The organism is Pseudoflavonifractor sp. HCP28S3_F10 (genome assembly GCF_052065415.1).
GTDB lineage: Bacteria > Bacillota > Clostridia > Oscillospirales > Oscillospiraceae > Pseudoflavonifractor_A.
Genome location: NZ_JBQHUB010000014.1, coordinates 39885 through 63611 on the forward strand (window position 1 = coordinate 39885; position 23727 = coordinate 63611).

Consider the following 23727-nt stretch of genomic DNA (forward strand, 5'->3'; position numbering starts at 1 on the left):
GAATGTGGAAGAAACCATTGACCTGAGCGCCAGCACGTGATAAACTGTGAGCCCGCGGCCGGGATCTCCCCCGCCCGCGGGTTCTTTCTCCGTACTCCGGCGGCGTCCGGACAGCCATTCCCCGTGCCCGGCAAACGCCCTGCACTACAAATTCTTGGAGGTCGATCTCCCATGCATCAATATACAAAAAAAGAGCTTATGGACCTGATCACAGGCAAGCTGCGCCGGAATTTCGGCCGTGATGTGGATGAGGCCACCACCCAGCACATGTTCAAGGCCTGCGCTCTGGTCCTGCGCGATATCATCTCCGAGCGCCAGATGAGGACCCAGGACATGGTGGAGAATACCCATGCCCGCCAGGTCCACTATCTGTCGCTGGAATTCCTGATGGGCCGCTCCCTGATGAAAAACGCATACAACCTGGGGGTGGTGGAGCCCCTGAGAGAGGCTATCGAGGGTCTGGGCTTCTCCGCCTCCGACCTCTTCGAGGCCGAGCCCGACGCCGGCCTGGGCAACGGCGGCCTGGGCCGTCTGGCCGCCTGCTATCTGGACTCCATGACCACTCTGGGCATCCCCGCCACCGGCTATTCCATCTGCTACGAGCTGGGCATCTTCAAACAGAAGATCGTGGACGGACAGCAGGTGGAGCTGGCCGACAACTGGTTGGGCCTGGGCGACGCCTGGCTCATCCCCAAAATGGATGAGGTGGAGGAGGTCCGCTTCGGCGGCCGGATCGAGGATGTGTGGGACGGCCACGGCAATCATTCCATCCAGCATACGGGCTACACCTCCGTGCTGGCCGTGCCCAAGGATATGGAGATCGCCGGCTTCCGCACCGAACACGCCAATACCCTCCGCCTGTGGGACGCCAAGAGCCCCACGCCGGTGGATATGTCCCTCTTCTCCCGGGGCGAGTACCTCAAGGCGGTGGAACAGCAGGCCATGGCCGAGACCATCTCCAAGATCCTCTACCCCGAGGACAATCACTACGAGGGCAAGTCCCTGCGCCTCAAGCAGCAGTATTTCTTCGTGTCCGCCACCGTGCAGTCCATCGTGCGCAAGCACCGGGCCCAGTACGGCACCCTGCGGAATTTCCACCTCAAACACGTCATCCAGATCAATGACACCCACCCCACCCTGGTCATCCCTGAGCTCATGCGCATCCTGCTGGACGAGGAGGGCTACAGCTGGGAGGACGCCTGGTATATCGTCACCCACACCGTGGCCTATACCAACCACACCGTGCTGGCCGAGGCCCTGGAGCACTGGCCCCAGCAGCTCATCATCGACCTGCTGCCCCGGGTGTGGCAGATCATCGTGGAGATCAGCAACCGCTACCAGACCCAGCTCACCGCCTATTTCCACGGCGACATGAGCAAGGTAGAACGGATGGCCATCATCTGGGGCGGCGACGTGCGCATGGCCAACCTGTGCATCTGCGCCTGCTATGCCGTCAACGGCGTGTCCGCCCTTCACTCCGATATTCTCAAGCGGGAAGTCTTCCACGACGCCTATGTCCGCACCCCCGACAAGTTCAAGAACGTGACCAACGGCATCGACCACCGCCGCTGGCTCTCCGAGTGCAACCCCAAGCTGGACGCCCTCATCCGGGACTGCACCGGCGGCGACCGCTATCTGCTCTATCCCGACGCCCTGCGGGACCTGGAAAAGTACAAGGACGATTCCTCGGTGCTGGAGCAGCTGGACGCCATCAAGCAGGAGAACAAGCGCGCCTTCGCCTCCTATATTGCCCGGGAGAGCGGCATCGTCCTCAACACCGACGCCATGTTCGACGTGCAGGTCAAGCGCCTGCACGAGTACAAGCGCCAGCTCCTCAACGTGCTGCACATCATCTACGAGTACCAGCACCTGAAGGATGACCCCAACTTCATGATCACCCCCAAGGTCTACCTCTTCGGCGCCAAGGCCGCTCCCGGCTACGCCGTAGCCAAGCAGATCATCCACCTCATCAACTCCCTGGCCGCCACCGTGAATGCCGACCCCGTCTGCAAGGATAAGCTGCAGGTGGTCTTTTTGGAGAATTACCGGGTCTCCCTGGCAGAGAAACTCATGCCCGCCAGCGAGCTCAGTGAGCAGATCTCCACCGCCGGCAAGGAGGCCAGCGGCACCGGCAATATGAAGTTCATGATGAACGGCGCCGTTACCATCGGCACCCTGGACGGCGCCAACGTGGAGATGCACGAGGTCCTGGGCGACGAGAACATCTTCCTCTTCGGCCTGAAGGCCCACGAGGTCTCCGAACTCAAGACCAAGGGCTACAAGTCCTATGAGTACTATATGCACAACGGCGACCTGCGTGCCGTCATCGACAATCTCTCCCGGGGCTTTGACGACGGCGTAAGCTACGACGACCTGACCAAGCGGCTGCTCTTCGGCAACGGCTGTCCTCCCGACGAGTATCTGCTGCTGGCTGACTTCGACAGCTACCGCAACGCCCACAAGCGCGCCGCCGAGGCCTATCTGGACCGCCGGCACTGGAACCAGATGTCCCTTATCAATGTGGCCCGGTCCGGCATCTTTGCCGCCGACCGCTCCATCCGGGACTACGCCCGCGACATCTGGAACGTGCCCGTGCGCGAGTGACCCCCCGCACATCCCCAATCAAAACAGCCCCGCCGGGCTTTGTCCGGCGGGGCTGTTCCCATAAACAGGCGGCCCGCCGGGCGAAGGTCCGGCGGGCCGCTCATGTGCGCATTATTCCTTGCTGAAAATATCCTTGCCCAGGCCGCACAGGGGGCAGACCCAGTCCTCGGGGAGCTCCTCAAAAGGAGTGCCCGGCGCGATACCGTGGTCAGGATCGCCCACAGCGGGGTCATACACATAACCACAGGCGTCACAGACATACTTATCCATATTACAGCACCTCAATTCGTTTATTTCACCAGTCCGGCCACGCTCCGGGCGTAGCCGGCCATAGCGTTCAGATCCTCCTCCGTGGGAGTGAAAAGTACCCGGAAGGCCTCGCCGGGCTGGGCGAACTTGAGCTGGCCCAGGCGGGTATGGAGCATACCGGGGGCCTCGCCGCTCCAGCCGTAGGCGCCGAAGGCTCCGGCGGCCCGGCCCTTGGTGTTGACCGCGTCGATGGAGGAGAGCACATCCCACACGGCCTTGGGAGCGTCCCGGTTGATGGTGGGCGCGCCCACCAGGAGTACGTCAGCCTCATTGGCGGCGGCGGCGCAGGACGCCAGACCCTCACGGGTTACATCCAGACAGACGGACTTGAACCCAGCCTCCTCCAGCGCGGCGGCAGCGGCGGCGGCCAGCTTCCCGGTGCAGCCATAGGCCGAAGCGTAGATAATGGCGGCCGTCCGTCCCTCCTTCGGCGCGGGGGTACTCCACTGGCGGTAGAGGGTCTTGGCCTTCTCCAGCCCGGTGGTGAGCACAGGTCCGTGGCTGGGGCAGACCATATCCGCTTCGGCGGGCAGCTTGTCCAGTCCGGCCAGCACAAAGGGCTTGAAGGGCCCGAAAATGCCCTCGTAATAATAGGCGAACTCACCCTCGTAGGCGGCATAGTCGTGGATATTCCGGTCCAGCATGGTGGGCTCGCAGAAGTGGCAGCCCAGGAAGTCGCAGGTGAAGGCCGTCCGGCTCTCCTCGTCCCAGGTGAACATGGAGTCCGCCCAGTGGAGCATGGGAGCGGGAATGAAGGCCAGCTTCTTATTGCCCATATCCAGCGTGTCGCCGGCCTTGACCACCTGTACGGGGAAGGTCCGGTTGGTAATGTCCTCCAGATGCTTCTTGCCCGCGGCGGTGCAGAACACCTTCAGCCCGGGACATACCTCCAGCAGCCTGGCCACGCTGCCCGAATGGTCGGGCTCGTTGTGGTTCATAATGAGATAGTCCACCTGCTCCACCGGGATCACCTGGCGTATGTTATCCAGATATTCCTCAAAATAGTCGGCGTGGACGGTCTCGATCAGCACGTTTTTCTCGCCGGTCAGCAGATAGGCGTTATAGGAGGTACCGTATTTGGCCTCCATGACGATATCGAATACCCGCAGAGAGGGATTCAGGACGCCTACCGACCAGATCCCCTCTTTCAGTTGAATGGCACTCATGGATCACACCTTCTTTCTTATGATACAGTATAGTAACACACATGGTAGACTGTCAAGTCCGACTATTGGCGGCCTTTTGCGTCCTTTCTTGACTTTCCTCTGTTCCGGCGATACAATGTTTTGATACTGTATGAAAATGAGGGGGATCACCTCTGTATGTTTGCATATCTTGATAACGCCGCCACCACCCCCGTCTGCCTGGAAGCCGCCCAGTCCGCCACCTTTGAAATGGTGGCCGGTTACGGAAATCCCTCCGCCCGCTACGCCTTCGGCCAGAACGCCGCCAAACGTCTCCAGGAAAACCGGACCACTGTGGCCCGGGCCCTGGGCTGCCTGCCGGAGGAGCTCTATTTCACCTCCTGCGGCACCGAGGGGGACAACTGGGCCATCCAGGGCGCCGTGGAGTACGGCCGCCGCCGGGGCAGGCACATCATCACCACCGCCATCGAGCACTCCGCCGTGCTGGAGCCTCTGAAGGCCCTGGAGGCCAAGGGGTACACCGTCACCCGGCTCAAGCCTGACCGCAGCGGCCACGTCTCCCCCGAGGACCTGCGCGCCGCTCTGCGGGAGGACACGGTGCTGGTGTCCATGATGCTGGTCAACAACGAGCTGGGCACCCTCCAGCCGGTGGCCGAGTGCGCCCGCATCACCAAGGCTTACTGCCCCGACATTCTTTTCCACACCGATGCGGTGCAGGCCTTCCTCAAGGTCCCCTTCACCCCGAAAGAGCTGGGAGTGGACCTGCTCACCATCAGCGGGCACAAGGTGCGTGCCCCCAAGGGCATCGGAGCCCAGTATATCCGCAAGGGGCTGAAACTCCCGCCCCTGCTGCGGGGCGGCGGGCAGGAGGGGGCCATGCGTCCCGGCACCGAGCCCACCGCCCAGATCGCGGCCCTGGCCTCGGCCTGCTCGTCCTGGTATGACCAGTCCGAAGAGTACAACGCCCGCCTGTCTGACCTGAAGAACTACGCGCTGGAACAGCTCCAGGCCAATGTGCCGGGGCTGGAGGTGGTCAGCCGGGGGGACGCGCCCCACATCTGCGCCGTCTCCCTGCCCGGCTATCCCAGTGAAATGCTGGTGCGGGAGCTCAGCGACCGGGGGGTCTGTGTCTCCTCTGGTTCGGCCTGCCACAAGGGCAAGCCTAGCCATGTGTTTGCCGCCCTGGGCCTCCCAAAGCGTACCCTGATGGGGGTGCTCCGGATCTCCTTCTCTCCCGCCACCGTCCAGGAAGAAGTAGACGCCCTGGTGGACGGCCTGCAGGAGATCCAGTCCAGCCGGGTAGGCGCGTAAACACCGCCCGGACCATTACCATGAAAAGAAAGGCGCCGGCGGGCATCGCCGCGTATGGGTCCATCCGATATGTTCTCCTGTCTCAACCGGGGCAGGGCCTTTTACCGGGACGTGATCTCCCTGGCCCTGCCCATCCTGCTCCAGAACCTGATCACCACCTCTCTGGGGCTCATCGACACCTTTATGGTAGGCAGCCTGGGAGAAGCGCCTCTGGCCGCTGTGTCCCAGGCCAATATTCCGGTATTCATCATCCAGCTGGTGTTCTTCGGCATGCAGAGCGGCTCCTCCGTCCTCATCAGCCAGTACTGGGGCAGGGAGGATACCGACAGCATCAACCGGGTCATGGGCATCGGCTTCTATCTGGCCGGCGGGCTCTCCGTTCTCTTCGCCCTGGTCATGTTCTTCCTGCCCGTCCCCCTGATGGGTCTGCTCACCGACAACGCCGAGCTCATCCCCCTGGCCGCCCGCTATGCCCGCATCGTGGGCTTTTCCTACCTTTTTAACAGTGTTACCAGCATTTACGTGGGGGCCCACCGCAGCATGGAGAACCCCAAGCTGGGCCTCTTCGTCTTTACCGCCTCCATGCTCACCAACACCTTTCTCAACTGGGTCCTCATCTTCGGCAACCTGGGCGCGCCCCGGCTGGAGGTGGAGGGCGCCGCCATCGCCACCCTTACCTCCCGTGTGGTCGAATTCGTCATCGTGGTGGTGTACGCGGCGGTGAACCGGCGCTTCCGGCTCAAGCCCGCCCTGATGCTCCGCCCCGACCCCGCCCTGGTGCGGAAATTCTTCCGCTTCGCCACTCCCGTCATCCTCAACGAAACGCTGTGGAGCACCGGTACCTCCATGTATAAGGTCATCATGGGCCATATGGAGGGCAGCAAGCACATCCTGGCGGCCCGGGCCCTGGCAGGCAATATCGACGATCTCTGCGCCGTGTCCATCTTCGCCATCGCCGGTACCGCTGCCATCATCGTGGGACGGGAGATCGGCGCCGGCCGCCGCTCCACCGTGTACGACGTGGCCGCCGCGCTGGATGTGCTCTCCTGCCTGTGCGGCGCCGTGGTGGGAGCAGGACTGCTACTGTGCACCTACTTCTGGTTCCCCCAGGCCATCTATCCCCTCTTCCACCTGACACCCGAGGCCAGCAGCACCGCCACGCTGATCCTCACCTTCATCGCCGTTCCCATGCCCCTGCGGGCCTTTGACACCACCAACACCGTGGGCGTGCTCCGGGGCGGCGGCGACAGCCGCATGGCCGCCATCATCGACGTGTCCGCCATGTGGCTGGTGGCCATCCCCCTGGCCGCCTTTTTCGCCCTGGTCCTCCGGTGGGGCATCTTCTGGGTGTATATTGCCATCTCCACCGAGCAGCTGGTCAAGACCGCCCTGGGCGTCCACCGCTTCCGCTCCCGGGCCTGGATCAACGACATCACCCGGGCCGGCTCCTGAACCTCCCGCTTCGCAGAAAGGAATGACAGTATGCTGAAGATCACCGTACTCATCGAGAACTTCGCCCCCGACCACCTGATCTGCGAGCACGGCCTCTCCCTCCATCTGGAGTACAACGGCCATTTCTACCTGCTGGACGGGGGCACCACCGGCATCTTTACCGAGAACGCCCGCCGCCTGGGCATCGACCTGACCCGGGTGGAGGGAGCCGCCCTCTCCCACGGCCACGACGACCACGGCGACGGCCTGGGGGCCTTTTTCCGGTGCAATCCCGGCGTGCGGGTATGCGCCCGCCCGGCGGCTGTGGAGCCAAGGTACATGGAGGATGACCAGGGCAACCCCTTTTATGTGGGCGTCAGCCAGGAGCTGCTGCACGCCTGCATGGACCGCTTCGACCTGGATGACGGTCCCCGGCTGCTGGCCCCCGGCCTCCACCTCATTCCCGACAGCGTGGATCACGAGCAGTCTCTGGTGGCCGAGACGGATCACGGCCTGGTGGTGATGAACTCCTGCTGCCACGCCGGGGTGGACCATATCGTCCGGGACATTCTGGACCGCTTCCCCGGCCAGCGGGTGTACGCGGTGGTGGGCGGCTTCCACCTGGTGGGCAAGCACGGCATGGGTTCTCTTGGCGTAGAACCCGGGACGGTGACCGCCCTCTCCCGCCGCCTGGTGGAGGAGCTGGGCGTGGAGCGCATCTACACCGGCCACTGCACCGGTCTGCCCGCCCGGCGGCTCCTCTCCGACGCGGAGCCCGGCCACGTGTTCCCCCTCCGCACCGGCGATGTGCTGGTCTTTTAAAAACCGCTGTTTTAGCACATTCTCCCGTCCTCTGAAAACAGAGGGCGGGACTTTTTTCTTTCCCCTGTTCACATTTAATTTACAACCCCCCTATTGACATTTATTTGGGGTGGTGGTACATTATCTTTAGCACTCAGGGTATATGAGTGCTAAACCAAAAGGAAGGTGAGAGGCATGGATTTGACGGAACGCAAAAAAAAGATCCTCCGTGCCATCATCGAGAGCTACATTGCCACCGCCGAGCCTGTGGGCTCCAAGGCCATTGCCGAGCACCTGGGCCGGTCCATCTCATCGGCCACCATCCGCAACGACATGGCCGATCTGGAGGCCATGGGCCTGCTGGAAAAACCCCACACCTCCGCCGGGCGCATCCCCTCGCCCCAGGGCTACCGGCTCTACGTCAACGAGCTGATGGAGGAGCACAAGCTGTCGGTCCAGGAGACCGAGCGCATCAACAGCGCCCTGCGCCTCAAGATGCAGGAGCTGGATCGGGTCATCCTGGAGGCAGGCCGGGTGGTCTCCCGTCTGACCAATTATCCCGCCTTCGCCCTGTCTGCCGGCATGGAGCGGGTGACCATCCAGCGCTTCGACCTGCTGATGGTCCAGCGCAACGCCTTCATCATCGTGGTCATGACCGACACCAACCTGGTGCGCAACAAGCTGGTCCAGCTCCCCAGCGACCTGACCCAGGCTCAATTGCAGATGCTCAACACCCTGCTCAACACCACCTTCACCGGCCTGACCCTGGACGAGATCACGCCCGAGCTGATGCGGGTGGCCCAGCATGCCGCCGGAGAGGCCTATGGACTCATCAGCCTGGTGGTCTCCTTCGCCATGGAGGTGCTGGAGAGCCTGGAGCACCGGCGGGTGCACACCGCCGGCCTGGCCCACCTGCTGGAGCTGCCTGAGTATCAGAACCTGGAACGGGCCCAGCCTCTGATGAGCTACCTGTCCGAGGATCAGGACGCCGCCCGCTTCCCCGTCCCCGAAAACGGCCCCATGCGTATCCTCATCGGCCCGGAAAATGTGGCCGATGCGCTGAAGGATACCAGCGTGGTCATGGCCAGCTATGACATCGGCGACGGCATGAGGGGCGTCATCGGCGTGGTAGGCCCCACACGGATGGATTACGCGAAGATCACCGCCCGCCTGTCCTACTTTGCCGAAGGACTCACCCGGCTGTTCGGCCAGGGCGAGCTCCCCGACGGCAGGAACGGCGGCGAGGAATAATGAGGAGGTAACCTCTTGAACACGAACGAAAAAGAAACGACCGCCCGGCAGGAAGAGGACGCAGTCCAGACGCCCGCGGCGGAGGATACCGTGCCCCAGGCCGATACCCCCGGCAGCGAGGCCCCCGATCCCCTTCTGACCGAGCTGGAGAATCTGAAAGACACCCTGGCCAAGAAGGAGGATCAGTACCTCCGTCTGGCCGCCGAGTACGACAATTACCGCAAGCGCAGCCAGAAGGAAAAGACCGACGCGTACCAGAACGCCAAGTCCGATGCGGTGCTGGCTTTCCTCCCGGTGTATGACAATCTGGAGCGTGCCCTGAAGCAGTCCACCGCCGATGAAGCCTACAAAAAAGGCGTGGAGATGACCATGGCCGGACTGAAAGAGGTCCTGGCCAAACAGGGCGTGGAGGAAATTCCCGCGCTGGGCCAGCCTTTCGATCCCAATGTCCACAACGCCGTGATGCACGTGGAGGACGAGAGCGCCGGCGAGAACACGGTGGTGGAGGTCTTCCAGACCGGCTTCCGGTCGGGCGAGAAGATCATCCGCTTCGCCATGGTCAAGGTTGCCAATTAAGGCCTCAGGAGAATAAAAACAGCATATTCCAAATTTCTTTGTTAAAAATAATCTTTTTTATATTGGAGGAATCATTTATGTCCAAGATTATCGGTATCGATCTCGGTACGACCAATAGCTGTGTGGCTGTCATGGAGGGCGGCGAAGCCGTCGTCATCCCCAATGCGGAAGGCAACCGCACCACTCCCTCCGTGGTGGCCTTCTCCAAGGACGGCGAGCGTATGGTAGGCCAGGTGGCCAAGCGCCAGGCCATCACCAACCCCGACCGCACCGTCTCTTCCATTAAGCGTGAGATGGGCTCCAACTACAAGGTCAACATTGACGGCAAGGCCTACACCCCTCAGGAGATCAGCGCCATGATCCTGCAGAAGCTGAAGGCCGACGCCGAGGCCTATCTGGGTCAGAGCGTTACTGAGGCCGTCATCACCGTGCCCGCCTACTTCACCGACGCCCAGCGCCAGGCCACCAAGGACGCCGGCCGTATCGCCGGTCTGGACGTGAAGCGCATCATCAACGAGCCCACCGCCGCCGCCGTGGCCTACGGCGTGGATAAGGAGACCGCTCAGAAGGTCATGGTATACGACCTGGGCGGCGGCACCTTCGACGTGTCCATCCTGGATATCGACGACGGCGTCATCGAGGTGCTGGCCACCGCCGGCAACAACCGCCTGGGCGGCGACGACTTCGACAAGTGCATCATGGACTGGATGGCCGCCGAGTTCAAGAAGGAGAACGGCATCGACCTGACCGGCGACAAGGTGGCCATGCAGCGCCTGAAAGAGGCCGCCGAGAAGGCCAAGATCGAGCTCTCCGGCGTCACCTCCACCAACATCAACCTGCCCTATATCACCGCCGATGCTACCGGCCCCAAGCATCTGGACCTGACTCTGACCCGCGCCAAGTTCAACGAGCTGACCCACCACCTGGTGGACGCCACCAGCGGCCCCGTGCGCCAGGCCATGAGCGATGCCGGCCTCTCCGGCAGCGATATCTCCAAGGTCCTGCTGGTGGGCGGCTCCAGCCGTATCCCCGCCGTGCAGGAGATGGTCAAGAAGCTCACCGGCAAGGAGGGCTTCAAGGGCATCAACCCCGATGAGTGCGTGGCTCTGGGCGCCGCGCTCCAGGGCGGCGTGTTCACCGGCGACGTGAAGGGCCTGCTGCTGCTGGACGTCACCCCCCTGTCCCTGGGCATCGAGACCATGGGCGGCGTGATGACCAAGCTCATCGAGCGCAACACCACCATCCCCGTGAAGAAGAGCCAGGTCTTCACCACCGCCGCCGACAACCAGACCTCCGTTGAGGTCCACGTGCTGCAGGGCGAGCGTGAGATGGCCCAGTACAACAAGACTCTGGGCCGCTTCAACCTGGACGGCATCGCTCCCGCCCGCCGGGGCGTGCCTCAGATCGAGGTCACCTTCGATATCGACGCCAACGGCATCGTGAACGTCTCCGCCAAGGACCTGGGTACCGGCAAGGAGCAGCACATCACCATCACCTCCTCCACCAACATGTCCAAGGAGGACATCGACAAGGCCGTCAAGGAGGCCGAGCAGTTCGCCGCCGAGGATGCCAAGCGCAAGGAAGAGGTGGACGTCCGCAACCAGGGCGATCAGGTGGTCTATCAGACCGAGAAGGCCCTGGAGGAGATGGGCGACAAGATCGACGCCGCCGACAAGGCCAGCGTCCAGGCCGCTGTGGATAAGCTGAAGGAGGCCCTGAAGGGCTCCGACACCGAGGCCATCAAGTCCGCCACCGAGGCGGCCACCAAGGCCTTCTACCCCATTGCCGAGAAGATGTATGCCCAGAGCAACCCCCAGGGCGGCCAGGCCGGCCCCGACATGGGCGCCAACTTCGGCGGCCAGGCCGGCGGCGCCGACTCCGACCCCAATGTGGTGGACGCCGACTACACCGTTATGGACGACGACAAGAAATAATCGACAGCAATGAATTGACAATTGACCGTCGAGGACGGGGGTCACGGCCTGCTCCGGGCTCCCGTCCTTCGTCCCGTCCGCGGCGGGTCCGTCAGTTGTCAATTTTCCTTGTCCATTTGATTCGAGGTGAGCAATATGCCTGAACAGAAAAGAGATTTTTACGAGGTGCTTGGCGTCAGCAAGGGCGCTTCGGATGAAGAGCTGAAGAAAGCCTACCGCAAGCTGGCCAAGAAATACCACCCCGACCTGAATCCCGGCGACAAGGAGGCCGAAGCCAAGTTCAAGGAGGTCAACGAGGCCTACGAGATCCTCTCCGACAAGGAGAAGCGCGCCCGTTACGACCAGTTCGGCCACGCAGGCGTGGATCCCAACTACAACCCGGGCGGCGGCTTCGGCGGCTTTGGCGGCGCCGATTTCGGCGATATCGACCTGGGCGACCTCTTCGGCTCCTTCTTCGGCGGCGGCTTCGGCGGCGGAGGCGGCGGCTCCCGCCGCAGCGGTCCCGTAAAGGGCGATACCCTGCGTTCCTCGGTCTCCATCAGCTTTGAGGAGGCCGCCTTCGGCTGCGAGAAGGAGATCAGCCTGACCCGCAGCGAGGCGTGCGACGACTGCAAGGGCACCGGCTGCGCTCCCGGCACCACCGCCGAGATCTGCCCCGACTGCCGGGGCAGCGGCGTGGTACGCATCCAGCGGGGCGGCGGGGCCTTCTCCTTCGCCACCACCGCCCAGTGCCCCAAGTGCGGCGGCACCGGCAAGATCATCCACACCCCCTGCAAGAGCTGCGGCGGCTCGGGCAGCGTCCGCCGCCAGCGGAAGATCACCGTCAAGATCCCCGCCGGCATCGACAACGGCCAGGTCATCTCCCTCCGGGGCCAGGGCGGCGCAGGCAGAAACGGCGGTCCCGCCGGCGACCTGATCATCAGCGTCACCGTGCGTCCCCATCCCCAGTTCAAGCGGGACGGCGTCCACGTCTATCTGGACCAGAAGGTCTCCTTCCTCCAGGCCGCGCTGGGCGCGGAGTTGGAGATCCCCACCATCGACGGCAAGGTCAAGTGGAACCTGCCTGAGGGCACCCAGCCCGGCGCCACCTTCCGTCTGAAGGGCAAGGGCATCCCCAGCGTCAACGGCCGGGGCCGGGGCGACCAGTACATCACCGTACTGGTGGACGTGCCCCGGAACCTGACCCACGAGCAGAAGGCTGCCCTGCGCGGCTTCGGCCGGGCCATGGGCGAGCTTCCCGCCGACGATGAGGAGGAAGAGGGGCTCAAAGGATTTTTTGACAAAATGAAGAAAAAGAAATAAAATAAAGGGCGGACATTGTCCGCCCTTTATTGCTATGCAACAGCATAGCAATAACATAAAATGCACCAATTCCTCGCCCCTGTGGGGCAACCGGAATAGATGCGCAGAACCTTCATGCGTCCACGTGGTTTTGTATTTCCCGCGGCGCGTACAGACACATGAAGGTTTTGCCCCGATCACATCCCATTCAGGAGGCCCGTTATGGCTGCTGTGCTGTCCTATCTTACCCCCACTCTTCTGCTGCCCATCGCCCTTGTGGCCGCGCTGCTCTGCTTTTTCGGCCGGTACTGGCAAATCGTCCGGGGACCGGGCAGCGTCCACGAGCATATTCTGCGCCAGTCCGGCCAGGCGGCTCAATCCGTCTCCAGGCCCCGCTGCACCTTCGCGGGCACATGCCACCCCCTGGAGCGGGCCGACGCGGCGCTCATGCTGCTCCTTACCGCAGTCTATGCCTGCACCGCCTTTTTCCAGCTGGGTTCCACCACCAACCCCCAATCCTTCCAGGACTTCAGCCAGACCAAAACAGTGGAGCTCCGCCTCTCCCAGCCGGTGACCGTCAGCTCCTTCTGGTATTACCCCGGGCTGGGCACCGGAGATTATAATGTGGAAGTCTCCGCCGACGGTGTGACCTGGTCCACCCTTTGGGCCCGTAAGGACAATGACAACAAGATCACCGGCTACTACTGGGCCGACGCGGCGGATTACGCCCCCAGTTACGCCCTGCCCCAGCACTATGCCGACCTCTTCAAATGGCTGGAGATCGAGCCGGAGAACAAAACCGAGTTTCAATACCTGCGTATTACCGGCAAGTCCAATAAATCCCCCATGGAGCTGGGGGAGCTGGCCCTGTTCGACAGTCAGGGGCAGCGTATCGACACAGCTTCCCTGCTGGCCGAGCCCACCGCCCTCTTTGACGAGCAGGACGTCGTGCCTGAAAAGCCCTACTGGACCAACTCCACTTATTTTGACGAGATCTATCACGCCCGCACCGCCTACGAGAATATCCGGGGCATCTATCCCTACGAGATCTCCCATCCCCCGCTGGGCAAGCTGATCCTCAGCCTGGGCATCCGCATGTTCGGCATGACCCCCTTCGGCTGGCGGTTCATGGGCACCCTCTTCGGTGTGCTGATGCTGCCGGTGCTCTACGCCTTTCTGAAAAACCTTTTTGGCAAGACGGCGGTGGCCTTCTGCGGCACGGCCCTCTTCGCCTTTGACTTCATGCACCTGACTCAGACCCGCATTGCCACCATTGACACCTACGGCGTCTTTTTCATCCTGCTGATGTACTACTTTATGTACCGCTACCTGACCCTTCCGGCAGGGACCCCCTTCCGGAAGGGAGCACCCTGGCTGCTGCTGTCCGGCCTCTTCTGGGGCATCGGCGCAGCCTGCAAGTGGACGGTGATCTACGGCGGGGTGGGCCTTGCGCTGCTCTACTTCATCGGGCTGTGGTTCAAGCTCCGGGACTGGCCCCGCACCGAGGACGGTACGGGCCGCGCCGTTCCCCTGGGCCCCTGGCTGGCGGCGACGCTGGCCTTCTCAGTGCTCTGCTTCGTGATCATCCCGGTGTGTATCTACACCCTGTCCTACTGGCCCTACGCCTCGGCCGCCGGGGACACCAGCCTTTCCAATCTGGTGAAGGAGATGTGGAACAACCAGGTCTATATGCTCACCTACCACCAGGGCGTTCACGATCCCCATCCCTATGAGTCCCGCTGGTACCAGTGGGTGGTGGACGCGCGGCCCATCCTGTACTATCTGGACTACGAGGTGGGCGAGGGCATGAAGTCCGCCTTCGGCGCTTTCTCCAATCCGGTGGTATGCTGGGGCGGGTTGCTTGCCATCCTGTCAGTGGCGGTCCAGTTTTTCCGCCGCCGCTGCGGCAAGGCACTCTTCATTCTCATCGCCTATTTCTCCCAGCTGGCCCCCTGGTTCGCCATCGGTCGCACCACCTTTGAGTATCACTACTTCCCCTCCATCCTCTTCCTGTGCTTTGCCCTGGCCTATGTGTTCAACGACCTCTTCGAGATGGGTCCGCCCCGGGCCCGGCGGCAGGTCTACGCCCTGACCGGCTGCGCTGCGGTCCTGTACGCCGCCTTCTATCCCGTGCTCACCGGCCTGGCGGTGCCCCGGTGGTACACCACCAACCTACTCCAGTGGCTCCCCTCCTGGCCCTTCTGATCTTGACCTCTTTTGAACTTTCTTGATTACAGGAGCAGCATCATGTATTACACCGATTATCACACCCACACCATCCTCTCCCCCGACGGCCACGCTCCCCTGGAGGACATGGCCGCCACCGCCGTGGAGGCCGGACTGTCCGAGCTGTGCGTCACCGACCACTACGACCGCATCCTGGAGCACGGCGGCTTCGCCCCCGACTATGACTGGGGCCCCGCGCTGGAGCAGTTCCGCGCCGCCCGGGCCCGGTTCGAGGGCAGGCTCGTCCTCCGTCTGGGCGTGGAGTACGGCAGCGCCCCCTTTGACCCGGATTACGCCCGTCGGATGCTCTCCCTGCCCGAGCTGGACTTCGTCATCGGCTCCCTTCACAACATGAGCCCCCAGCGGGGCGGCGAGGACTTTTACTTCCTCACCTACGACCGGCCCGAGACCTGCTATGCCGCCCTGGACGACTACTTCGCCTCCATGGAGCGCCTGGCGGAGCTGCCCGAGACCTTCGACGTGCTGGGCCATGTGATCTACCCCCTGCGCTATATGCCCGAGACCATCTCTCTGGAGCGGTATATGGAGCAGATCGACGCCATTCTCAAGCGCGTGGCCGAGAGCGGCCGGGGCATGGAGGTCAACACTTACTGCGGCAAGACTATTGCCCCCTGGGCCCCCATCCTGGAGCGGTTCCGCGCCCACGGCGGCGAGCTAATCACCATCGGCTCCGACGCCCACTTCCCCGGGCGGGTGGGCCTGGGCGTCCCGGCGGCCTGCGACCTGCTGAAGGTCTGCGGCTTCCGGTATGTAGCCGTCTATGAAAAACACCGTCCCAAACTGATGGCGCTGTAAGGCGCCCCCACTCCCGTCCACTTTCATTTCTATTGTTTTTGGAGGTATTGCAATGAAGATCTCTCTGGGCTGTGACCACGGCGGATTCGCCATGAAGGAGCACATCAAGACCTGGCTGGAGGGCCACGGCTATCAGGTGGAGGATTGCGGCTGCTATTCCACCGACAGCGTGGACTACCCCATCTACGGCAAGGCCGCCGCCGAGGCGGTGGCCTCCGGCGCGTGCCAGCGGGGCATCGTGGTGTGCACCACCGGCATCGGCATCTCCATCTCGGCCAACAAGGTCAAGGGCATCCGCTGCGCGCTGTGCCATGAGCCCCTCTCCGCCGAGATGACCCGCCGCCACAACGACGCCAACATGCTGGCCATCGGCGGCGGCATGATCGGCCCCAACATGGCCGACCGGATCGTGGAGGCCTTCCTCACCACCGAGTTCGAGGGCGGCCGTCACCAGCGCCGTGTGGACCTGATCTCCGATATCGAGGGCTGAGCCCGGCGCCCCCTGTAATCAAAAGACCTCCTGCCCGCGGGCAGGAGGTCTTTTCGTGTTTTTACGGGGCCGTCATCTGCCCCGGTGCTTTTCCTTCCGTTTCTGCTGCCGGAGCGCAAAGCGCCGCTGCGCTTCCGCTTCCCGCCGCTCCCGGGTGAGTATCTTCCGCTCAGTCTTGTTCTGCTCCTGCTGGAGCTTCAGCGCCTGCTGCGCCTTTGTCCCGACGCCCTTTTCCTCCGTGGCCTTTCGGATCTGCTTCTGCAGCCGTTTGGGATTGATCTTCCGCTGGACGCTCCCGGCCCCTTCCATGGCCGGGCTGAGTACGAGTCGGTCGTAATTTTTCAGAAAAAACGCGTATACTTCATAGTCCCTGGGCTCCGCGCCGAAGGTGATTTTGCAGACCTCATACCTTCCGCCGGATTCCCGCTCATAGAGCGCGATCCAGAAGGGCTCCTCAAAGAGAACGGATAGACGGGAACAGGAATCCAACATGGCAATTTCCTCCTTAAAACGCTGGACAAAGGCAAGGAACGGACAACCTAAGGAGGCAGGTTACTGATACCTTCCGGTACTCCCGGACTACCAACCGGGATGTGTTTTTATCCTTGCCGTGCTTCTTCTCTTACAGGACTCCGATCTCTGTTTCACCCCGCTTCCGGCTCAGCCGCCCAGGGTCAGACCGTCCCCATCCCGGGCCAGGCCGTCCTTTTCCAGCATCTGCTCCAGGACCTGCACGTCGGTGGTGATGTCCATGGCGGTGCCCTCGAAGAGCTTGTCAAGCTGCTTCTCGAAGCCCTCCACCACCTTGTCCATCATACCCTCGATGCGCTCCTTGGCGGCGGTGATGTTTTTCCCCTCTACCCCCTGCTCCTCCATCTGGGCGTAGGAGTTGAGGATTTTCAGCGTAGTGGGGAGATAATAGTTGAGAAAGCTGCGGAGCTGTCCGCCCTTCTCCGGGTTCTTTTTCTGATAGGCAAAGATCTTGCGGGTGATCTCCTCGATCCGGTCGATCTTGCGGCTCATCTCCGCGTCCTCGATGGCATCGTTCACCGCACGGATCTGGGCCAGGATGCGGTCATCCTCCGACCGCTCCTCCTGCCTGGTGCCCTCCGGCTCGGGCCGGACCGGCTCCCGGATCCCCTCGCCGCTCAGGTGCAGGCGGCCGGTGCTCATATCCAGATATCCGGTGGGCAGGATGCCCTCGTCCAGCATCTCCTGCAGGTCGTCGCAGGCGGTGTGGACCGGCACCGGCATGGCCTGGGCCAGGGTCTCCACCGCGATGGACTCCTGTGTGCCGATGAGGGCCAGGTACTTGCGGAAGCGCCGGGCTTTTTTGCCCCGGGCCAGGCCGGCCAGCAGCAGCACCACGCCCGCGCCGCAGAAGCCCAGAGGGAAGAAGATATCCTCCAGATAATAAAGGGGATTTCCGCCCCAGCTCAGCGACTGGATCGCGCTGAAAACACCGCTGGCCGCCCCCATGCCAAAAATAGCGGCCATGATGCTGCCGCCGATGACCATGCCCCGGCCCCGGCTGCGTTTGAGCTGCTCCTTGACCACCGGGCGGCGGCGGACCGTCTTTCCGGTCTCCGGACGCACCGCCGTTCCCTGGGTACCGGGACGGACCGGCTCCCGCCGCCTGACGGTACGCACTCCCTGGGTCCCCGGCTCCCGCGCCGCCGTCTGGACGCGGGGCGCGTCCCCGCTCCTCTCCTGCCGGTCCCCCTCGGTCAGCTTGCGGAAGAGCAGGAACAGGCCCACCGGCCAGAACACGCTCAGCGCCACGATCACCAGGATCCAGGAGAGGATCTCATTGTTCTGCTTTTCGTCAGGTCCACGATCATAGCCAGCCATAGCCGGGAACCTCCCTGTCTTGATATCGGTACCATTCTAACACGGCACCTTTAAAGATTCGATGGAGTTTCTCTTTAAATTTCTTTAAGAATCCCCATCCGCCGCTCCCGGCATGCCCGGTGCGGTATAATTCCCATTTTAAGTTATCATACATCAAAGTGCACAGAATGTAAAGCAAACTCCCCCCGGTATGTAACCGATCTGTAATTGCTTTTTCACGCGAATCCCCCTATAATGGAGGACGTATCCGTTACCCTATCTGAGCATTGGAGTTGATCTGTATGGAACGACAAGAGGGCAAGCGCACCCTGCCGCCCAAGAGCGGCAAGCGCGGCAAACAGGGCAAGCAGGCCCTGATCGTGATCGTCCTCATTCTGGTCCTGCTGGCCGCGGCCTATGCTGTGCTCTGCGTCTATGTGGCCCGCAGCGAGAAGCTGCTCCCCAACACCTCTGCCGCCGGGATCGACCTGAGCGGCCTGACCCGTCAGGAGGCCATGGATAAGCTGGAGCGGGAGATGAGCGGCCGCTATGCCGCCCTCTCGGTCTCCTTTACCTGCGGCGGCACGGAATTCAACGTGCCCGGCAGCGAGCTCTCCGCCGACCTGTCCGGCGCCGTGGCCGCCGCCTGGGACGCCGGCAGCGGCGGTCTCCTCACCGGCGGCATCCGTTACCTGTCCGCCCTGCTGGGCGGCGTGGACGTGGAGGTCCCCCTGACCTTCCCCCAGGAGCCCTCCGCCATTGCCCAGGCCGAGAGCCACATTACCAACGCCATGGTGGAGACCAGCTGGACTGTGGACGCCGATGCCGTGACCCTGACCAAGGGCGTCACCGGCCAGGCCATCGACACCAGCACCCTGGAGGAAGAGCTTCTGGAACGGTTCCAGCACCTGCTCAGCAACGATGAGCCTGCCTCCTACGCCCCCATCGAAGTTCCCGTCATCACCGAAGCGCCCCCTGAGCCCGATTTTGACGCCATTCACCGGCAGGTCTATACCGAAGCCGCCGACGCCTATCTGGACAAGGAATCCAAAGAGATCATCCCCTCGGTCACCGGCGTCAGCTTTGATATCGCCGCCGCCCGCGCCATGCTGGAGCGGACCGAGGAGGGCGGCATCTGCCAGGTGCCCCTGGACAAGACCGAGCCAAACATCACCACCGCCAAGCTGGAAGCCAATCTCTTCAAGGACGTCCTGGGCTCCTCCACCACCGAGTGCGCCGGCCCCAAGGCCCGCTGGTACAATATCAACCTGGCCGCCGGCCGGGTCAACGGCACCATCCTTCTCCCGGGTGAGACCTTCTCCTACAATGCCCTCTGCGGCCCCTACGACACCTCTGCCGGATATCAGAAGGCGGGCGCCTATGTGGGCGGCAAGAGCGTGGACACCACCGCCGGCGGCATCTGCCAGCTCTCCTCCACCATCTACTGGACCACGCTGAAGGCCAATCTGGAGATCGTGGAGCGCAACCAGCACCGCTACAACAGCGGCTACATGCCCGTGGTGGGCACCGACGCCACCGTGTACGGCAACTCTCTGGACTTCCGCTTCAAAAACAACACCGAGTACCCCATCAAGATCTCCTGCTATCAGGACAGCGGCCACAAGCTCCACGTGACCATCCACGGCACCGACACCACCGGCATTCACGGCGAGCCCTACAGCGTGACGCTGGGCACCGTCCCCTTCAAGAATACTTACAAGCCGGACGCCTCCAAGGTGCCGGTGGGCGGCGCTCCGGTCCGCGACCCTGACTATGCCCGCTACAACGGCATCACAGTGGAGGTCTATCAGAAGCTGGTGGACAAAAACGGAAAGACCGTCAGCACCACCAAGCTGTATAAAAACACCTACCGGTCCTCCGACGCGGTGTACTATTATAACCCCGCCGACGCGGCCCGCCTGGGCATCAACCCCTCCACCGGGCTGATGACCGAAACTCCGGTGGAACCCACGCCCACCCCCGCCCCCAGCACGACCCCCACGCCCTCTCAGCCTCCCGTTGTCACGCCCACACCCAGCGCTCCGGTGACCGAGCCGCCGGCTGTTACGCCCACGCCTGATCCGGCTCCCACGCCCGCCCCCACTCCTGCGCCGGACCCGGTCCCCGCTCCCACCGTCGACCAGCCTATCCTGCCGCCTGAGGCGGTAGAGAACGCCTGATCCCCATGAGATTCAAACACGCGGGCCCGGAGATACCGGGCCCGCGTACTTTTCCCTTCCTGTCCGCCCATGCCATACCAAGGAGGTCATCCCATGTTTCAGGGCTTTTCCGACGCCACCGTCGATTTTATGTGGGGCATCCGCTTCAACAATGAGCGTGCCTGGTTCGAGGCCCACAAGGCCGAATATCTGGAGCACTTCTATAACCCGATGAAGGAGCTGGCCCGGGAGGTATACGACCGCTTCCAGGCCGAGCATCAGGTTCCCGGACTGTGCTGCAAGGTCTCCCGCATCTACCGGGACGCCCGGCGCCTCCACGGCCGGGGCCCCTATAAGGACCACCTCTGGTGGTCCATGGAGCGCCCCACCGACGAGCCCTTTTCCACGCGTCCGGTGTTCTGGTTCGAGCTGGAGCCTGAGGGTTGGTCCTACGGCCTGGGCTATTACTCGGCCACCCCTCTCACCATGGCCAAGTTCCGCGCCCGCCTGGACCGGGACCCCGGGACCTTTGAGGCCCTGGCCCGCAGTCTCCGGCGGCAGGACACCTTCCGGCTCACCGGTGAGGACTACAAGCGCCCCAAGGGTGACATCTCCGGCCTGCTGGCCCCCTGGTACAACAAGCGGCGCTTCAGTTTGGAGTGCGATCATGAGATCGATCCTCTTCTCAACTCCCACGATCTGGTGGACACCCTGCTGGACGGATACCGCTTCCTGCTTCCCTTCTTCCAGTACCTCTCCACACTGGAGAGCGACCCTGATCCCCGCGATTGACCGAAAGGCCGCGGCTTCTCAAGAAGCCGCGGCCTTTTTTGTCAAAAAATACGTGATTGATTTTTCTCCGGCTGTCACATACTAACCGCACTCAGTATAGAAAGGAAGCGTGGCGCATGGGGCGTTTGGGAAGGACAGGGAGACTGCGGGCCCGGTGGACCTGCCTGTTTCTGGCGGCAGTGCTGCTCACCGCTCAGGGACTGCTCTGTGCTTCCCTGACCCGGGCCGTCCCAGCCGACTCCTCCCTGCCGGGTCAGGTGGAGGTCTCCCCCGCTCCCACGCCCGCCCCTACGGCGGACGGCGGGCTCATCGCCCTCACCTTTGACGACGGCCCCCGCCGCTCCACCACCACTGCCCTGCTGGACGGTCTGGCTCAGCGGGGGGCCAGGGCCACCTTTTTCCTCATTGGCAGGCAGCTGGCCAACAACGCCGACCTGGTCCAGCGCATGGACCGGGAGGGGCACCAGATCGGCATCCATACCTACGACCACACCAAGCTCACCGGGCTCAACGACGCCGACTTTGCCGCCCAGGTGGACAAAACCCGCAGCGCCATCCAGTCCATTCTCGGACACAACGGCTTTCTCCTCCGGCCACCCTACGGCATGACCGACCCTGCCGTGGAGCGCCGGGCCGGCTGTCCCATCATCCTCTGGTCCATCGACCCGGAGGACTGGGATGACAAAAATACCGCCCGGGTGGTGGAGCATGTGGTCTCCCGGGCCAGGGACGGAGATATCATCCTCCTCCATGATATCTACCCCTCCTCCGTGGAGGCCGCACTGCAGATCGTGGACAAGCTCCATGAGAGGGGCTTCTATTTCGTCACGGTCAGCGAGCTTTTCGCCGCCCGGCACCTCCCGCTGGAGGACGGCCATATCTACCGCAATGCCTATCCCTGAAGCACAATGCGCCCCCGGAGGCTGAGCCTCCGGGGGCGCTGCTGATTACACTTCCATGATGACGGGCAGGATCATGGGATTGCGCTTGGTCTTTTTGTAGAGGAAGTTGGACAGGTCGTTCTTCATCTCGGTCTTGATGGCGGCCCAGTCAGTGCAGTGGTCCCGCTGGCAGTTCTCCAGCGCGTTCACCGCCACCCGCCGCAGCTCCTCTATCAGCCCCTCAGACTCCTTCACATAGACGAAGCCCCGGGTGATGATGTCGGGCCCGGAGACCACCGAGCCGTCCTCGCCGGACATGGAGACCACAGCCACGATCATGCCGTCCTCGGCCAGATGCTTGCGGTCCCGCAGGACCACGCTGCCCACATCGCCCACGCCATAGCCGTCCACGAACACCTTGCCCGCGGGCACAGTGCCGTTGATCTTGGCGGAGTTGGGGGTGAACTCGATGACCTTGCCGATATCGCTGATGATGATGCGGCGGGGGGCCATGCCCATATCCCGGGCCAGCTTGGCGTGGGTCTTGAGCATGCGCTGCTCGCCGTGGACGGGAATGAAGAACTTGGGCTTGACCAAGGCGTGGATGATCTTCAGCTCCTCCTGACAGGCGTGGCCCGACACGTGGAGCTCTCCCAGGCGCTCGTTGACCACCTCGGCATCCTTGCGGTAGAGCTCGTTGATGACGCTGCCCACCGCGTTCTCGTTGCCGGGGATGGCGCTGGCCGAGATGATGACCCGGTCGCCGGCGCGGATATCCACCTGCTTGTGGGTGGAGAAAGCCATGCGGGTCAGGGCCGACATGGTCTCGCCCTGGCTGCCGGTGGTGATGATGCAGACCTTGTTGTCAGGCAGGCTCTTGATGTGGTTGATGTCCACCAGCACTCCGTCGGGGATGCTCATATAGCCCAGCTCCACCGACACCTTCATGGCGTTTTCCATGCTCCGCCCGGTGACGGCCACCTTGCGGCCGTACTTGGCGGCCACCGAGATGACCTGCTGGATGCGGTCCACATTCGAGGCGAAGGTGGTGACGATGATGCGGCTCTCGCAGCCCCGGAACAGGGCGTCGAAGGAGGCGCCCACGCACCGCTCACTCTTGGTATAGCCGGGACGCTCCACATTGGTGGAGTCGCACAGCAGGGCCAGCACGCCCTTTTTACCCAGCTCGCCCAGGCGGGCCAGATCGGTCATGCCCCCCTGGATGGGGGTGGTGTCGATCTTGAAGTCGCCGGTGTGGACCACCGTGCCCACCGGCGTCTTGATGGCGAAGGCCACCGCGTCGGCAATGGAGTGGTTCACATGGATAAACTCCACGCTGAACCGCCCGGCCTTGACCACCTCGCCCGCCTCGCAGGTGATGAGCTTGGTCTTGTCCATCAGCCGGTGCTCCTCCAGCTTGAGCTGCACCAGGCCGGCGGTCATGCGGGTGGCGTAGATGGGGGCGTTGATGCTGCGCAGCAGATAGGGGATGGAGCCGATGTGGTCCTCGTGTCCGTGGGTGAGGAAGATGCCCCGGATCTTGTCCTGATTCTTGATCAGGTAGGTGAAATCCGGGATGACCACGTCGATGCCGTACATATCGTTGTCCGGGAAGCCCATGCCCACGTCCACTACGATGATGTCTCCGCCGTACTCATAGACGGTCATGTTCTTGCCGATCTCATTGAGTCCGCCCAGAGAGATGATTTTCAGTTTTTCTGCCATGGAAAAATAGAACACTCCTTTTTTCGTTCAGCCCTGAATCCAATGTCAGGGGATGGTTTGGGGTATGTATGGACACAGCGTTTGGGACGCAGAAAGCCAGGGGCGAATATCCCGCTCTTTCCGGCCCTGCCTCGCCGGAAAAAGGAAGACCTTTCCGTCCGTCCT

At 62.8% G+C, this 23727-nt stretch carries 19 protein-coding genes; 14 read left to right on the plus strand and 5 right to left on the minus strand.

The annotated features are described in order from the left end of the window. Window positions 1-171 precede the first annotated feature (171 nt). The gene (locus ACTNBZ_RS07760) at window positions 172-2604 is read left to right on the plus strand and encodes a glycogen/starch/alpha-glucan phosphorylase (RefSeq protein ID WP_441209099.1); all 2433 of its coding nucleotides are present in this window, start codon (window positions 172-174) and stop codon (window positions 2602-2604) included. Window positions 2605-2715: 111 nt separating this feature from the next. Here the strand turns inward: ACTNBZ_RS07760 and rd are convergent, their stop codons facing one another. Continuing rightward, window positions 2716-2874, minus strand: coding sequence for a rubredoxin (gene rd / locus ACTNBZ_RS07765; protein ID WP_441209100.1), 159 nt, complete (start codon window positions 2872-2874; stop codon window positions 2716-2718). A gap of 20 nt (window positions 2875-2894) precedes the next feature. Beyond that, complete coding sequence (locus ACTNBZ_RS07770) at window positions 2895-4079, minus strand: FprA family A-type flavoprotein (protein WP_441209101.1); 1185 nt, start codon at window positions 4077-4079, stop codon at window positions 2895-2897. Window positions 4080-4235: 156 nt separating this feature from the next. Between ACTNBZ_RS07770 and ACTNBZ_RS07775 the strand changes: the two genes are divergently transcribed. The 10 genes from ACTNBZ_RS07775 to rpiB all read left to right on the plus strand — a co-directional run bounded on the left by ACTNBZ_RS07775 (window position 4236) and on the right by rpiB (window position 16175). Further along, entirely contained in the window at window positions 4236-5369 is a 1134-nt protein-coding gene (locus ACTNBZ_RS07775; RefSeq protein ID WP_441209102.1) for a cysteine desulfurase family protein, read from the plus strand. A 54-nt stretch (window positions 5370-5423) separates the two neighbouring features. Then, window positions 5424-6821, plus strand: coding sequence for an MATE family efflux transporter (locus ACTNBZ_RS07780; protein WP_441209103.1), 1398 nt, complete (start codon window positions 5424-5426; stop codon window positions 6819-6821). A gap of 30 nt (window positions 6822-6851) precedes the next feature. Next, complete coding sequence (locus ACTNBZ_RS07785) at window positions 6852-7622, plus strand: MBL fold metallo-hydrolase (protein ID WP_441209104.1); 771 nt, start codon at window positions 6852-6854, stop codon at window positions 7620-7622. Window positions 7623-7796: 174 nt separating this feature from the next. Beyond that, a complete protein-coding gene (hrcA, locus tag ACTNBZ_RS07790; protein WP_441209105.1) occupies window positions 7797-8852 on the plus strand; it encodes a heat-inducible transcriptional repressor HrcA in 1056 nt (351 codons plus the stop codon). A 15-nt stretch (window positions 8853-8867) separates the two neighbouring features. After that, window positions 8868-9428, plus strand: coding sequence for a nucleotide exchange factor GrpE (gene grpE, locus ACTNBZ_RS07795; protein WP_441209106.1), 561 nt, complete (start codon window positions 8868-8870; stop codon window positions 9426-9428). 77 nt (window positions 9429-9505) lie between these two features. Then, window positions 9506-11362: a molecular chaperone DnaK gene (dnaK, locus tag ACTNBZ_RS07800; protein ID WP_441209107.1), complete on the plus strand. Its 1857-nt coding sequence runs from the start codon at window positions 9506-9508 to the stop codon at window positions 11360-11362. Window positions 11363-11497: 135 nt separating this feature from the next. Continuing rightward, on the plus strand, window positions 11498-12664 hold the full coding sequence (dnaJ, locus tag ACTNBZ_RS07805) for a molecular chaperone DnaJ (RefSeq protein ID WP_441209108.1): 1167 nt from the start codon (window positions 11498-11500) through the stop codon (window positions 12662-12664). A gap of 201 nt (window positions 12665-12865) precedes the next feature. Beyond that, window positions 12866-14848: a phospholipid carrier-dependent glycosyltransferase gene (locus tag ACTNBZ_RS07810; RefSeq protein WP_441209109.1), complete on the plus strand. Its 1983-nt coding sequence runs from the start codon at window positions 12866-12868 to the stop codon at window positions 14846-14848. Between the two features lie 42 nt (window positions 14849-14890). Then, entirely contained in the window at window positions 14891-15685 is a 795-nt protein-coding gene (locus ACTNBZ_RS07815) for a histidinol-phosphatase HisJ family protein (RefSeq protein ID WP_441209110.1), read from the plus strand. 52 nt (window positions 15686-15737) lie between these two features. Continuing rightward, window positions 15738-16175 carry a ribose 5-phosphate isomerase B gene (gene rpiB, locus ACTNBZ_RS07820; RefSeq protein ID WP_441209111.1) on the plus strand — a complete coding sequence of 146 codons (438 nt, stop codon included), beginning with the start codon at window positions 15738-15740 and terminating at the stop codon, window positions 16173-16175. 72 nt (window positions 16176-16247) lie between these two features. On the opposite strand, the gene ACTNBZ_RS07825 is transcribed toward rpiB, so the two are convergent. Both ACTNBZ_RS07825 and ACTNBZ_RS07830 read right to left on the minus strand, forming a co-directional pair. Beyond that, window positions 16248-16667 carry a YjdF family protein gene (locus ACTNBZ_RS07825; protein WP_441209112.1) on the minus strand — a complete coding sequence of 140 codons (420 nt, stop codon included), beginning with the start codon at window positions 16665-16667 and terminating at the stop codon, window positions 16248-16250. A gap of 168 nt (window positions 16668-16835) precedes the next feature. Next, window positions 16836-18026, minus strand: a complete 1191-nt coding sequence (locus ACTNBZ_RS07830) for a 5-bromo-4-chloroindolyl phosphate hydrolysis family protein (RefSeq protein ID WP_441209113.1) — start codon at window positions 18024-18026, stop codon at window positions 16836-16838. 281 nt (window positions 18027-18307) lie between these two features. Here ACTNBZ_RS07830 and ACTNBZ_RS07835 point away from each other — a divergent pair, with 281 nt between their 5' ends. The 3 genes from ACTNBZ_RS07835 to ACTNBZ_RS07845 all read left to right on the plus strand — a co-directional run bounded on the left by ACTNBZ_RS07835 (window position 18308) and on the right by ACTNBZ_RS07845 (window position 21858). Further along, window positions 18308-20185 carry a VanW family protein gene (locus tag ACTNBZ_RS07835; protein ID WP_441209114.1) on the plus strand — a complete coding sequence of 626 codons (1878 nt, stop codon included), beginning with the start codon at window positions 18308-18310 and terminating at the stop codon, window positions 20183-20185. A 93-nt stretch (window positions 20186-20278) separates the two neighbouring features. Further along, window positions 20279-20956, plus strand: a complete 678-nt coding sequence (locus ACTNBZ_RS07840; RefSeq protein ID WP_441209115.1) for a DUF2461 domain-containing protein — start codon at window positions 20279-20281, stop codon at window positions 20954-20956. Window positions 20957-21072: 116 nt separating this feature from the next. Further along, the gene (locus ACTNBZ_RS07845; RefSeq protein WP_441209116.1) at window positions 21073-21858 is read left to right on the plus strand and encodes a polysaccharide deacetylase family protein; all 786 of its coding nucleotides are present in this window, start codon (window positions 21073-21075) and stop codon (window positions 21856-21858) included. A gap of 45 nt (window positions 21859-21903) precedes the next feature. On the opposite strand, the gene ACTNBZ_RS07850 is transcribed toward ACTNBZ_RS07845, so the two are convergent. Then, window positions 21904-23562, minus strand: a complete 1659-nt coding sequence (locus tag ACTNBZ_RS07850; protein ID WP_441209117.1) for a ribonuclease J — start codon at window positions 23560-23562, stop codon at window positions 21904-21906. Window positions 23563-23727 lie beyond the last annotated feature (165 nt).